Here is a 14,498-nt window from a genome sequence, read left to right on the forward strand (position 1 = left end):
AATTCATCTCACCGCCTTAGAGGCGGGAGAATTCTTCTCTAAAATGTGTTAAAATACATTTCCATTACAAATTCCTCTCTTTCTTTGCCGATTTTTTGGCAACATTTACATATCCAATATGCAAAAAAAGAAAGCGAGAAAAAAAACCAAAAAAAGAGAAAGCCACTACGCTTTCTCCTCGTATTTTTTCAGCCATTCAGCGAATTCCTGTTTCTTCTGAGTCAGAGACTTAACGCTGTATCCGTAAGGGTACGGTTTACATGCATCGTGCTCGAAGAAATACCGGTCCGGGCCGGAAAATCTATAATTCTGATAGTTATCAAATTTGACAAATCTCTTCTGATTTCCGTCATACCGGCCTGTCTTATACGACATCATTATCACGACGGTCGCCAATGCCTGCTCGCTTTTGCAGTAATACCCGCCATCAACACATCTGACGCCCATTTTCCTGGCCGTCTGCTGCCATTTAAGGTACTCGTCATGCAGGAAAGCTTCGCTCTCCTGAGAGAACCGCTTTCCGTCTTCTGTAATGTAGACAACTCTCGTAGAGAGTCTTCCGCAAATCTCTTCTTTTTCTTTCCGGATTGCCATACGACCACCGCCTATCAGTTAATCTGTACAATCTGCTCATACAGCAACAGGTCTTTTCCTCCAGGTATCATCATATTTTCATGGTAATGCCCAAAGAACCATTTTTTGTATTCTGCTTTCTGTTTTACCTGTTCAAGATACCTGTTTAACTCATCAGGCTCATTCACACGCAGGATGAAATATTTATCAGAAGCCGGACAGTCATGCGAAAAAATAAAATCTACTTTATATTTTTCATCTTCAAGCATGGCCCAGCCGCGTTCCATCTCCATCTGCTCTGGCATTTCCTGTTCCCACCATGAAATATGATTTACACGAAACGTTTTTCCTTCAAGATTCCATCTTTCAGCCTCTTTATTAGCCAGTTTTTTGCTTTCAAATTCTTCTGCTTTAAGGATTCCACCGCTGATGTCATGGCTTCTTGCACCTCCAAAGGCAAAGCACTTGCACCCATCAATATCGAAAACATATCCCCGTTCAAGCATAAGAACAGATGGGCGAATCTCTCTTACAATTCCGCCGTGCCATTCTTTTTGTGGGTATCCATTCAGTATTCTATTTTTCTTTACATCGCTCAGTCCTTTAAAAATCCAGGAGTCTAGCGCTTTTTTGTCATTTATACCAACCAGACGGTCGTAATTTTCATGATTTCCTGGCACAAATAATGTTGTAAAATTACGCGATTCAAGCCAGTCTAGGTTATATTTTTCTTCCGGAGACTCTCCTTTAAAATCCCAGACGCCACCAAAATCTCCACAGATTACTACATAGTCATCTTTCGTCATCATTTTTTGTTCCGGGAAAGAATCTATATTTAATCTGTGCATAAATCCATCAACACTGTAAAATCCATATTGTTTAGCACCGTGAGTATCTCCAGTCACATAAATTGCCATATCAATTCCTCCTCTTTTTTTTGTGGAATTAATATGACGAATTTTCGGCCAAGCTGAAAATATTTGCGAATAATTATTGTTTGTTTGATGTCTGGCGGCTCTTCCACCAATCCGAAATAAGCAGGGGCTTTATCCCCTGCTCCTTCCTATCTCTCCTTCTTCCACTCTCGAGCCTGGAAGCTGCTTTCCTTCACATTATCAGAGTCTTTTTCGGCAGCCTTTTCTTTCTGGCTTTCCGCTCTTTTAACCGCCTTTTTAATCCTTTCATCTTTGTACTCCCTTGATTTTAACACAAGACTTCTATAACGTTCATACGACTTAATATTCACATATCTGCAGTTGACTGTATCGAAACATTTCTCTCCTCTGGCCATCTCATATTCATTTGCACTTGCGATGATGTAGATATCTTTATCCGGATAACAATCAAATATAGTATCAAACAGGCCACGTTTCAAGTCCTCAATCGCATCAACACTGAATCCGCTATCCACTCCATCAAGAAAAATCCAAAACTCTTTTTCGTCCGGATATTTTTTCATAAGAGAACCAATTTTCATGGATAGTTTCTGCATATTTAATGCAATCTTCTCTCCTTCGCTTGACATCACACTATCTGCAACAAATGTCATATCTCCGCAAAGTATGGATTCGCTTATTGAAGATGCTCCGCCATGAATATAGTTGTCGTAATTAATAACACACGGATTTTTAAGCTCCTTCTCCACCTGTAACCGAACCTGTCGCATCAATGTGGTTTTTCCGCACCCATTGCATCCAATCAGGACCGTAAGGCCAGGTTCAAACTCTACATGCATTTTTCTATATAAATAGTCCTTCTCATCGTAATAGTCTCTTTCAATTTTAAATTTTCTTCCCATATAATTTTGTAATCTCCTTTTCTAATTTTTTTTGTTATTAGGCGGAAGGCCGCGGTCAATCTCACATTGCCAGTCGGCCCTCAATATGTTTTTGGGGCACTACGTATATTTTTCGCAGTTCCTTCACTTCGAACTGTTTATTTCTTGACGTAATTAATATGCTTGATTTTTTTATTTTTGTTGTTTTTTTGCGAGCTTTTTTATTTTTTTTGCATTACAAAAGGCCTACCGCTAAAGCAGGCCTTAAAACAACTTTCTTATGCATATCATCTTATATCATTTAATGTTATTTCTTCCATTCGATAAAACCGGATAACCGATAAGACTGAATATATATCAACAACCTTGAACAGACATTCCATGAATACACCTTCATCTTGCAGGTTTTCATCGACGGACGGGAAACCGCGGTCAAACTTGTTTGCCCATCGGTCTGAAGGTAATTGGATGCGTACGTGGGAGTCGGAAGCCCCGTTCGCGTCTGGTGCAAGCGAGCATAAGCTCGCTGCATCATACGATTTGAATTTGTCTTTCAAAATAGCTTCCATTCCTTTTTTAGCCATTTTTTCCATTACACTTCCAATGGAGATGTCTAACTCTTCCCCGTAAGTCGTATAATATTCGTCATATCCATTTTCGCCCTCGCATAAGAAAACTTTTCCTGAAAATTCGTTCAAGAAATCTTTTATTGTAAGATTTTTGCAAATATAACCGTTTTCCAATAAAACACCGTCTCGAACCTTCCTGCTCTGCGAATTTTCTAATATAAAATGTGTTGGCCATGGGTCCAAGCATTTTCTTATTTCATATAAAATGCTTGCCTCTGCTATCGGCCTTCCAAACAGAAGCCAATTTTCCAATCCTTTTAAAACAGTGCTCTCATTTGCAGCAATGTAATTTTTATATGCTTCGTGTCTGTCGTTCTCTGATGCCATACAAACCGGCCTCCCTTCTCTTTTGTGTAAAAAATTGCTTTTATTCCCATTCTTCTTTTACATATTTCTTATATCTTCATAATGAAGAATTTTTGTTGATACAAAAACGCAAAACAGCCGCCTTAAGCAGTTTTGCGCTCATGCTTTTTTGCATTTTGTTTTTCAAGCAGGAATCCTGCATTCTCTGATATCCTAGACCCCAGCCTTGTATTTCTATTGACAACAGTGAGGTTTTTAACTGCTCTGGCCACTGCATTTTTCTGTCCAAATAACACGAATACTTTTTTTGCTCGTGTCACGGCTGTGTACAACAGGTTTCTCTGCAGCATGATATAATTTGCGGTTGTAAGCGGCATCACAACGATATCATACTCGCTTCCCTGGCTCTTATGTATCGTTGTTGCATAAGCAAGGATAAAATCCTGCGCTTTGCTTAAATCAAAATGGACTCTGTTTCCATCAAAATCAACAACAAATCCTCTTTTTGCGCTTTCATCGGCATTGTCTTCATCAGCATCGTCTGCTTCATTCTGCGTCAGACAGATTGAAACAATCTTGCCTACATCACCATTGAATATCTTTTTATCGTAATCATTACATGTGTACATTACCTTGTCTCCAACCCTCAGCAGGTGGTCATTACATGGTATAATTTGTTTTGTTGCACTTGGCGGGTTAATCCTGTTCTGGATATAGTCGTTAAGCTCCCAGACACCAGTCGGCCCTTTCTTCATTGGTGCCAGAACCTGTATCTCATCAGCACCCACGTTATAATATCTCGGCAAATTGTCACACACATACGTTACGATATAGTCTCTGATTCGTTCCTGTTCCATTCCGTCAACGTCCATGAAAAAATAATCTCCATTTCTGTTATTTTTGAAACTTGGAACAACACCTTCATTAATCAGATGCGCGTTTTTTATAATCTGGCTTTCTGCTGCCTGACGGAATATGGTCTTCAGCCTTACGATTGGAACAACATTAGAATCAATCATTTCATGCAATACGTTTCCACAGCCAACACTTGGCAACTGGTCGATATCACCAACCAAAATCAGTTTCATTCCTTCTGGAATAGCCTTTAATACTGATGCCATCAATTCCATATCAATCATTGAACTTTCGTCAATAATGATGGCATCGCCTTCCAATGGTGCTTTTTCATTTTTTCCAAATTTGAAGCCGTATGCCCCTTCACTTTTTACTTCCAGGGTACGATGTATTGTTTGAGCTTTCTCTCCGGTTGTTTCTTTCATTCTCTTTGAAGCCTTACCTGTCGGTGCTGCACACAAAATCGCATCCATCCCATGCTTTTTCAGCATATGGATGATTCCGTTAACTGTTGTGGTTTTTCCTGTACCAGGTCCCCCTGTCAAGATTAGTACATTTGACCGACATGATTCTATAATAGCCTGTACCTGTTCCGGTGCGTAATCCCTATCCAGTTCTTTTCCCATTGCTTTTACTTCTTTTTTTGTTACATTCACCCTTTTTGTTTTGCTCTGAAGCAATTCTACTATTTTTTTTGCAGCATATGTTTCTGCTTTATACAGAGGAATCAGATAGAGTGCATCGTCTTCGCATATAATTTTCTTTTTCTGAATCAGGCCTTTCACTGCGTTTTCTACATAAGAAATATCCAGCTGCAAGAAATCGCGGCAGTCCTTCTCCACTTTTTCTCTACACCCAAACACGTCGCCATCTTCGCTCATCTGCTTTAATACATACATAACAGCACTTTCAACACGGAACGGACTATCCTTTGGCATACCATTCTTCAGCGCAATCTCGTCTGCTTTTAAAAAGCCAATTCCTTTCACTTCGTCAGCCAGTCTATATGGGTTTTCGTTAATCACCTTAATGCTATCAAGACCGTAACGCTTATAAATACGATTTGCATATGCAGGACTGATGCCGAAGCCTTGAATATACATCATGATAGTCTGAATCATATTCTGTTCTTCGAGCTTTTCCTTTGCACATTTCTTTATCTTTTCAATGCTTTTCTTTCCAATCCCTTTTATCTGCTGTAATAGCTCGGTCTGATATATGAGCACATCAAAAGTATTGTCACCGAATTTATTGACAATAGCCTCCGCCCTTTTTTGTGATATGCCATCAATATTACCTTGTTTTAAATACCACAAGATACTTTTTTTGTCCTGTGGAATAATCTTAACATAAGCATCCATTTTAAAGCCGATTCCATATTTAGGATGTTCATCCCAGTCTCCCGTTGCAAATACTTCATCTCCATCAGTGACATCAAACATCTGACCTTTCATACTGCATTTGCATATTCTTTCCCCTGTCTTCGCATTAAAAGCCACACCGGCAATAATCTTAAAGCCAGTTTCGTTCTCATATATGACGGCTTTTGCCTTGAACTTTATAGATTCTTTTGCTCTTTCTTTTAACATTGTCTTCTATATGCAACTGGCCCTTTGCCAGTGATTACCTCCTGTTTTTCTATATTTAATATGATGAAAAAACATTTTTTTTAACATTTTTAACGCATTTTTTTATCAAAAAAAACACCAGCAGATTACTCTGCTGATGCTTATTTGAATTATTTGAATTTAGAGCTGGTATGATTCCATTGCCAACAGGTTATGCTCCCTATCATAGAGATATACATTGTTAGATAATACCTCATCAGGAGCCAGATTCTTTAATGCTTTAATGACATTTTTTAAAACTGTCCCGTTAATTGACGTTGTATCTGATGCCGGGAAAACAGCTACAAATTCCTCGGAAACTGGCATTACCATAAGAGCAGACTCACCCATTTTATCTGCTACATTCTTGAGCACGTCAGCGCCAAGAAAAGCCGCAGCACCATATTTGTACTTTTCTGTTGATAAAATCACAAAATTTACAAATGTATTTGGAATAATATCTTTTGCCTCCCCAACAACAATGCTGTCAACAATGTTATTGATTGCGGCATTATAGACATCTTCTTCCTTAAGGTCGAATCTCTCAAGGCAATTTTTCCCTAACACACGGGTACCATCATTCATAACGCTATTATTGTTATCATGAAAACAATACACGATATTCATATCCAGAACTTTTCTAGATAAAGCCTCCGGGTGTGCTGCAATGGTTTCATCGTCCGCCAGCATTGGGTATGCTGTCTGCAACACAAAGTCTCTATCGGTCGAATCAAAACGCTTGCTCTGCGTGTTCTGCGGCTGCAGACCGATTCTCTTCAGAATCTCTCCAAGCTGTGAGCGCAGGTTTTCCGGAAGGTCATCTGTCGGGTCATAGTCATCATTGCCCTGTTTTGCAGGCTCTGGGCGATATGTCCGATTTGGTTTACATCCGTTTCCGCAAGAGCAATCACTACTGCATGGGCTATTACTGTCGGAGACAAATCTGTTGTCTGAACATCCACTTGGTGCAGCCATAGTGTCTGGCAAAGTCCCCATAATATCCTGCAGCATTTTCATTGCCTTCTGTCTTCCTTCTTCAGTATTCGGGAAGAATTCTTTCCTTGTTGCCTTTGACTGTCCCTGGTTTTGTTCTGCTGAATATGCCGTATGGTTTTTACCCATATTTGCAAAACGGTCAGAAGTCTCTTTTGCCTCATGCTTCTTAAATGATGGGGCTGGCTGCTGTGCACATCTGTCCGCGTTCATCTTAACCATTTCAGAGCCTTTATCCAAGCCCTCTTTCATAGCCATAGATACTGCTGCTGCCATCTGATTAAGGTCAGCCCCCTTTTCGTAAGAGTCCCAAAGAGGAGCAACCGGAGCGTAAGCACATGCGTCACCTTTTGACATTGCAACAGCCAGCTGCTTTGCCGGATTGTCGTTATTCAGAAAGCACACTGTGCCCTGCTGATTCATCATTGCCACCAGTACCTCTGCAAATTCTCTTAAATTCATTTTATTCATGTTTTTCTCCTTTTCTTTGTTGGTCAGGAGTATTTGCCTCCTGCCTTATTTTTTGATACAAAATCAATATGCAGAATTTTTGCATGAACAAAAAAACAGCCGAAAAAAAATTCAGCTGTTTTTTTAATCTTTTCTTCCTTACTTTTTGTCAGAGAAATAACGTTTTGCAATGAAGATTCCAATTGGAATAGCTGCGCATACCAGGGCCGCTTTCATAATGCATTTGCACACAAACGCTGTTTCTTCGGCGTCAGTCTCAGCATCATCTTCAGAGTAGGAATCTGAATCCATATCATCCGAACAGATGCTTTCCTCTCGCTCGTTATTCTCCTCTTTAGCTGGTTCTGGATTTTCCTCCATCTCTTTTGAAATACTTTTTAGCATTTTATCCGTAATATCTCTTAGGATATCAGATTCAGGTTCTTCCCCTTTGTCCATGCGCTCTTCGTAATCGTGATAGTTCTCATCCATATCGAAAAAATACGCATTACTGTTACAGTCACAAGAATATGTTTCACACATTTTCCTACTCTTTGTACATTCTTTTATGCTTTCTTTTTCTACCTTGAGAGTCACCTTGACTCCATCATCAGATATTTCGTCAGGCTCTTCCATGATTTCCAGCCTGATTCCATACTCTTTCGTTAAACTCGCCTCCATCAGGGCTTTAACAACATCTATAAACTGTCTTAATGTTAATTTGTTCATACTTTTTCCTCCATTTTTTAAGGCTGACAAAAACTCAGCCGTTCTTTTTACTTCTTACTTCATGTACAGTATGCTGAATTTTTATTTCTTTTTGTGTTTTTTCTTTTTTTTCTTAATCCTGCATATTTAATCTGAAACGACATAATAGACAAAGAAAGGAAGAGATATTATGAGTATTATGGATAACTTAAAAGAACTTATGGACATGTCAGCTGTCCAGGAAGAAGACAACCCTGTATTTATTTCAAGAACAGGTGAATTCAATCTTTTTTCACCAAAACATAAAATTCGTAAAAATAGGAAATATGGAGACACCGGTGTTGCTTATTCCGAGGATGGAAAGACTCTTGAGGAATGTCCAGCTATCAGGCCCGGGCGTATTCGGATTCATGAGGGCGTTGAGCGCATTGGTGTCAATGCTTTCCGAAACGGAAGATTAAGTGCCATTATAATGCCTGATAGTATAATTGAGCTTGAATATGGCGCATTTATGTGTAGTGATGTTCACGATGTTAAATTCGGAAAAAATATACGAAAAATCGGAGATGAATGTTTTAGTTCGTGTAATAATATTTCCGAAATCACTTTTCCGGATTCCCTGGAAGAAATTGGGGAGCTTGCATTTTCACCATGCATGAATCTCCGCAATATTACGTTCTCTAAAAACTTAAAAGTCATCGGCGCAGGAGCATTCGGCAGCACTTCGCTGAAAGAAGTTACAATTCCATCTGGTTCAATTTCTATAGGGAATCAGGCTTTTTGCTCTGCTGAGCATGTTATTATCAGCGATAGCATCCCAAAGAACTTCATTTTTTCAATTGTTTTGGAAGATGATGGGTATTACAATGAAGAACGTGTGCTTTCTGATGACTATGTAAAAGTTACATATAAAGGGAATACAGCGGTGCTTCCACGTGTGATAAAACGGGGAGAATTAAAAAAGTTAAATCGTGATTTTGAAAGCATAATTATGGGTCCCAATCGCAAAAGACTATTCTTAAAAGCTGCACATGCCTGCGAGAAACAGGCTGCTGCACTTGCGGAATATCGACTTTCCAGAAACCCTGATGCTTTTTCTTACATGAAAAAGAAATGCAGGGATATGGCAATTCGATATATCGAAGAAAAAACGCAGGAGGAATTCGTAGAATTCCTTAAACTTGGAACAGTATCAAACAAAATCATTCCTGAACTGCTTTCCATCGCCAGCAAAAAAGAAAAGACTATTGTTGTAGCATACCTTATGGAACGTCTTGGTAAATCCAATAATACGCAGGAAGTATTTGACAAAGCAATCGATGATACTTTTGACCTATGACAAAAAAGCCGCTGATTTCTCAGCGGCTTTTTCCGTTTTACGCATTCAACGCTTCTTTTATCTTCCCTTTTGCTTCTTCTTCATTTTCAAACCAATCGACATATATATCCTTCGTTTTTGTCTCTAGGAAACTATCTTCTGGCTTTCTGACCGTTTCTACAACATCTGTAATATCTGAAACGACATGACCGTCATCACAAAACGTCGTCGTTACGGCCCAGAATTTCTTAATTCCTGCCGGAAGAAGTTCGTAATCTTCCACTTCCTCATTTGTCAGTTCTCTGTTATAATCGACATATCCCCAAGCCTCACGGCCGATTTCCTCGCAAAACTTTTTCTCGTCATAGTTGTGGACCTTTTGGACTCCCGCTCTAGGGCAGCCACCAGGAACTAGTGGCCTTTGTGTACTGTAATATCGCATACCTATACCTCCTTTGGTTGTATTTTACCATACTTTGAATCAGCCTCCAAATTTTTGCGCCAAAAAAAACGAGGCCGCACTGTGCGACCTCAACCGAAGTGTTATTTTTTGGCTACTCCAAAAATCAACTTAAATTTTTCATAGTTTTCACTTTTTCCTCTGTTCAATACGGAGAAGTATACATTTTTAAAATGATAATCATATGTACTAAGACATTTTTTGAAATATTTTGCGACCACTGCTGCATCCTGACCAAAAACTCCACAGCCAAAGGCTCCGAGAATCAATGTATCTACATGGTTCTCTTCCGCGATGTCAAGTACAAACTTAATTCTCCGGAATAACTCCGCATTGTTTTTATCCAGTTCAACTCCTGCGTACCTTCCTGCGGCAGAATAATTCGGGGCAGCACACGTAATGACATCAGCCTTCACATGGATTGGGTCCGCTCCATAAACACAGACGCTTTCATCCAGGAAGGTTACGTCTTCAGAATACATGGCGCGGTTTGTATACAAAGCCTTATTATTATGTTTTTTATTCCACTCGTAGTATTTTGGGAATCTTTTTAAAACATTATACAGGTTAGAGGTATGGCATAAACATTCTTCCTGTGCGGAGGAACCTTCCATAAACTTACCGCCTGGGTTTTTATAACTTGCAAAGTTAAGGACAGCAGTCTTTCCATCTCGATGAGCAAGCATAGACCTGACAGTATCAAGGTTGTCCACGACAACGTTCATTTGCATATCATACTTGTCAAATGCAACAACGTCATCTGTCTCTTTTTTTGCAGTAGACGTTACCGCAATCCCATCACCGCCATAAACCCTTGTGTTTTTTACACACTTGGCAATCTCTTCACCCATACTTGCCTCCATCATTTTATAATGACTTACAGCCTTTTCTTTTAACTCATCTTTTTTATTGAAATAAACACTCATCTTTTTTCTCCTTAGGTTTTAATTTAACTTTTTGTAGTGTTTTCGTCTCTTCACTTACAAATTTAATATGCTTAAAAAAATAATGAGTGGAAAAATTTTGAGGATTTTTTTATGGAAATTTTGTGTTTTTTTGATAACTCAGGCTTACACCTTTGTTACCAAGCCTCACAGAGGCTGACAAGCGAAGCCGTGATACCGCGAGCTATGCTCGCGTGTACCAGACGAGGGCGGGTTTCCCGCCCGTCGATAAGGCTGAGTGCAGTGCTTCGTGTGGGGATTCGAACCCTCGCACGAAGTTAAAAAATAAAGTTATCTTACCAAAAAAGGACAGTAATAGCTACTGTCCTTTTAATATGTATATCATTTTGTGTTAACGACTGAAAGCTTGCCAGAATCATACAAATATGCTGAATCTGTCAGGTAATCTTCGTGCGACTTTGGCATACGATACACTGCTGTATCCTGGCAAAAACTTGTAATGTCTAAGCAGCCATCAAAACTAAGATATCCTGCATCATTGACAAGTTTTTCTGGAAGGATTAATACTCCTCGTGATGACATTGGTAGTATATAAAACTTCTCTCTTATTACATTTTCTATGCCCGCCAACACTCCATCATAGAAACAAGCAGCTGCACCAAATGAACCAAAACCAGAAGAAATACTGATAATTGAATTAGTTACGTCTATTTCGTTTGTCTGTTCATGTCTTGCTGCTGCGATATCGATTTTTGCAGGCTGAAGTTTTACCGTTGATGCTGCAATATGCTTCCACAGTTCCTCTTCAGAAACTCCATAAGATTTCAGGTTCTTGTGACTTAATGGTAACGTTGCAAATGATTCTCCATCATTAAAAGCAAATATCCTCGGTACTAACGCGAGGTCTGTTCCGGGAATATCTTTGTGAATTACAGAGTTTAGGTATTCTACTGCATTTTTATTGCACAATGATAAAAACAGCCGGTTTTTAACAACACTCCAATCCGATAACCATTTTAAAGAATCAGGCGACGACTGAGATGGATACATAGACAATATATCCATAGCTTCCATTGCGATATCCACCATTTCTGGCACACCTGCTTTTCCATGAATGAATTTATCATATAAATCATCGACATTTACAATTGCTGCGATAGTTTCGCCATCATTATCGGAGACCCTATGGATACCGGTATAACTTCCATGCTCTTTCTTCATTATGAATACGCTTGTCTTAATCCCCTGATTTTCCAACAAACCCATCAGCACTTTCAGAAAATCCTCTTTGCTCATCATCTTCATATTAGTCATATCTTTCATTCCTTTCTTTAAGTGAAATTTTTATTTTTCACATTTAATATGCTGAATATGCTAAAGTACAGAATATGATACCGCGAGCTGCGCTCGCGTGTACCCAAGCCTCGTAGAGGCTGATAAGTGAAGTCGTTAGTCTGAGCTAAGCGTGTTTCTGGCGGAGATTTCTGCCCTTCGTTAACCCAACTTTTCTTCTTTTTCCCGTTCAGACCTCTTCTTCATCTTTTTTACCACCCATTTCGCAACTTTCTCTGGCTCATCAAACCCATGCTCATCTCTGCACATCCAGGTTCTATCAATGACCGGATACTTCCACTTCTTGACCAATTTTTTTAAAGGTGTTTTTACAAATTCTTTTTTCTCTTCTGGTGTTAATAGCTGCCAGAAGTCTTCAAGGCACTGCTCTTTTGTATATTTTAATTTTTCTGAATCACACATGTCGTTAAAAACATGAGTGATGATTTCAAGCGGAATTTTGATTGACTTATCTTCAAGATGCCGGATTTTTAATCCATTCTCTCCATTTTTGTAACCTCCTGTCACTGTAATATATCCCGCCGAACCGGCGTTACTCTTTTCAACTGACTTGATGATACAGTTATGATAATCAATGTAAATATCTTTATCGTCGTACTTTTCAATCGTTGTGAAGTCAATGACATCCCCGGGGATATATACTGAATCAAGATTGTCAGGGTCATCGAAATATACGGTTCTGTATTCATACACCTTGCCGTTTTCAATCTTTAAGGATTTTCTTTCCAATTCAATTCTTTTACGCTCTTTTTTGTTAAAGTCATCAATCGTTTTCTGAATAAAATCATTCATCACATCACGCAGAGCTTCAATCTCAGCACGGTTAAGATATGTAGCAGTTATACACTTCAGTACTTTCGTAAAATTGCAATTATCAAGGCCACTTCCGACTGAGAAAACGAAATGTTCTGACGTATCCTCGCCTTCAATTACCCGTACGACACGTTCAAATTTATAATAATCCTCGTTAGCAAAACTCGACGTATCGTAAGTCTTTGTATACCAGGTGATATTCATATTTCCATTCACGCCTTCCCGCATATCGACCTGCCAGCTCTCGTCAGTAAAATCATCCTCCAAAATGCATTCAATAATCTTTACTGCTGCCAGAAGTGCCGGAAAGTCATATGTGCTTACATCAAACTCCTTTTTCCAGTTACTTTTCACCTTTTTGAATACCTCAACAGTATAATAATAATATAAAATATCTCTTGCACTTTCAGCAAAAACAACGCCTCCGTGTGCCTGTATAGACGGCTCTGCGAATACAATTTTCAACTCGCCATTCTTCCAAACTGATTTAACCTTATTTTTTTTCTTTTCTTTTAGCATTAAATAATCTCTCCTTTTTTCTATGTTCTTATTAGCTCAGAGTATTTTTTCTGCTCTGATTTAATATGCTGAAAAAGTTTTTCTTGGCGTCTGTATCGTATATCTTTTAAACAGGTGGCTCCGATAATGAGCGCTTATCTTGACCAAATTAAAGAAGAACTTCCGGGCTAAAAAAGAATATAGCACCAAAAAAAACAAGACCTGCGAAAAGTTCGCAGGTCTTTGTGTATTCTAGAACATAATACTATCCAAAACTTCGTCAGCAAATCTTTCTGACAACTCCGGCGGCATCGCAAAGCCGTAATACAAAACCCTCGGTCTTGTCGTCTCTACGATTCTATTTGACCTTGGCTTGCGGTGTATCAACCAGCTATGCTGTCTCCACATGCCATCAGCAGATAATGCATATCCGGTGCAGATTACTGTTTTATCCTTATTCTTCTGCCATACTCTTGCCGAATTTTTGTGGCATTGGCATGCCTCACCTTTCACCATCTCAGCATTATATCCAAGCCAGAACTGGCCATATTCCAAAATATTTTCCAGGTCTTCTTCATACGGAGGCAGGCAGACTGCCTCACCGGCAAAATCAAGAAGTCGAGCTTTTAACTCAAACAGACGTTCATCCATTCCTGGGAACATTTTTTTCGCCTCAGCGACAGTATCCTGAAACCAGAACGAATTGCTTCGGCATTGTTCTTTCCAATCGTCAGACATCGGCCGCCAGGCAACAGTATTTTTTGCATGCAGATTCTTGCTATCGCTGTACATCAGGCATTTATCGAAAAATGCTTTATCGTCTATCGGAGCGATACATGATTTTCCGTCCAATACAATCCTGCTGCCGCAGGCATTGCGGGTTACGATAAGGTCTTGGATTGTTTTTTCTGTTGTGTTCATATGTATAGATTCCTTTCTTTTTTTATATATTTTATATACTTTTAAGATTCATTTTTAATATGATTGAAAAGTAAAAAAATAAGATTATATGTACAAGTGGTAATATTGAATGATTTTTCACTGCTATTTTTGTATAATTCGCCGAATCTTACAACTTTTGTAAGAACATTGACTTTCGATGCTGAATCATATATACTCCAAACATACAAAAAACAAATGGCAAAAGAAGTGAACTACTCGGCAATTAAATTACCGAGCATCTGATGTGCGGAGCCTGGGCCCCGTAGATTCAGGGTGGGTCCATACCACCACTACTGTTTTTTACGCAGCTA

13 protein-coding genes are annotated in these 14,498 nt (G+C 39.1%); 1 reads left to right on the plus strand and 12 read right to left on the minus strand.

Annotated elements, in window-relative coordinates; genetic code table 11:
- Positions 1–165 precede the first annotated feature (165 nt).
- The 7 genes from LI091_RS17105 to LI091_RS17135 form a co-directional block, all read right to left on the minus strand.
- The gene (locus LI091_RS17105) at positions 166–594 is read right to left on the minus strand and encodes a hypothetical protein (protein ID WP_173734597.1); all 429 of its coding nucleotides are present in this window, start codon (positions 592–594) and stop codon (positions 166–168) included.
- Between the two features lie 14 nt (positions 595–608).
- Complete coding sequence (locus LI091_RS17110; RefSeq protein ID WP_173734598.1) at positions 609–1,490, minus strand: metallophosphoesterase; 882 nt, start codon at positions 1,488–1,490, stop codon at positions 609–611.
- A gap of 146 nt (positions 1,491–1,636) precedes the next feature.
- Positions 1,637–2,371 (minus strand): AAA family ATPase, encoded by a 735-nt coding sequence (locus LI091_RS17115; protein ID WP_173734599.1) that lies wholly within the window; start codon positions 2,369–2,371, stop codon positions 1,637–1,639.
- 266 nt (positions 2,372–2,637) lie between these two features.
- Positions 2,638–3,306: a hypothetical protein gene (locus LI091_RS17120; RefSeq protein WP_173734600.1), complete on the minus strand. Its 669-nt coding sequence runs from the start codon at positions 3,304–3,306 to the stop codon at positions 2,638–2,640.
- 122 nt (positions 3,307–3,428) lie between these two features.
- Complete coding sequence (gene recD2 / locus LI091_RS17125; RefSeq protein ID WP_173734601.1) at positions 3,429–5,729, minus strand: SF1B family DNA helicase RecD2; 2,301 nt, start codon at positions 5,727–5,729, stop codon at positions 3,429–3,431.
- Between the two features lie 159 nt (positions 5,730–5,888).
- The gene (locus LI091_RS17130) at positions 5,889–7,211 is read right to left on the minus strand and encodes a DUF5688 family protein (protein ID WP_173734602.1); all 1,323 of its coding nucleotides are present in this window, start codon (positions 7,209–7,211) and stop codon (positions 5,889–5,891) included.
- A 138-nt stretch (positions 7,212–7,349) separates the two neighbouring features.
- Complete coding sequence (locus LI091_RS17135; RefSeq protein WP_173734603.1) at positions 7,350–7,919, minus strand: hypothetical protein; 570 nt, start codon at positions 7,917–7,919, stop codon at positions 7,350–7,352.
- 169 nt (positions 7,920–8,088) lie between these two features.
- On the opposite strand from LI091_RS17135, the gene LI091_RS17140 reads away from it, so the two are divergent.
- Positions 8,089–9,237 carry a leucine-rich repeat domain-containing protein gene (locus LI091_RS17140; protein ID WP_173734604.1) on the plus strand — a complete coding sequence of 383 codons (1,149 nt, stop codon included), beginning with the start codon at positions 8,089–8,091 and terminating at the stop codon, positions 9,235–9,237.
- A gap of 37 nt (positions 9,238–9,274) precedes the next feature.
- On the opposite strand, the gene LI091_RS17145 is transcribed toward LI091_RS17140, so the two are convergent.
- The 5 genes from LI091_RS17145 to LI091_RS17165 all read right to left on the minus strand — a co-directional run bounded on the left by LI091_RS17145 (position 9,275) and on the right by LI091_RS17165 (position 14,166).
- A complete protein-coding gene (locus LI091_RS17145; protein WP_173734605.1) occupies positions 9,275–9,658 on the minus strand; it encodes a hypothetical protein in 384 nt (127 codons plus the stop codon).
- 101 nt (positions 9,659–9,759) lie between these two features.
- Positions 9,760–10,602, minus strand: coding sequence for a TIGR02452 family protein (locus tag LI091_RS17150; RefSeq protein ID WP_173734606.1), 843 nt, complete (start codon positions 10,600–10,602; stop codon positions 9,760–9,762).
- 360 nt (positions 10,603–10,962) lie between these two features.
- Complete coding sequence (locus tag LI091_RS17155) at positions 10,963–11,895, minus strand: DUF5688 family protein (protein ID WP_173734607.1); 933 nt, start codon at positions 11,893–11,895, stop codon at positions 10,963–10,965.
- A gap of 180 nt (positions 11,896–12,075) precedes the next feature.
- Positions 12,076–13,266 carry a hypothetical protein gene (locus LI091_RS17160; RefSeq protein WP_110102614.1) on the minus strand — a complete coding sequence of 397 codons (1,191 nt, stop codon included), beginning with the start codon at positions 13,264–13,266 and terminating at the stop codon, positions 12,076–12,078.
- Between the two features lie 231 nt (positions 13,267–13,497).
- Positions 13,498–14,166 carry a hypothetical protein gene (locus tag LI091_RS17165; RefSeq protein ID WP_173734608.1) on the minus strand — a complete coding sequence of 223 codons (669 nt, stop codon included), beginning with the start codon at positions 14,164–14,166 and terminating at the stop codon, positions 13,498–13,500.
- Positions 14,167–14,498: the final 332 nt, after the last annotated feature.

This window comes from Blautia sp. MSK20_18 (assembly GCF_020553125.1).
Classification (GTDB): Bacteria; Bacillota; Clostridia; order Lachnospirales; family Lachnospiraceae; genus Blautia_A; species Blautia_A fusiformis.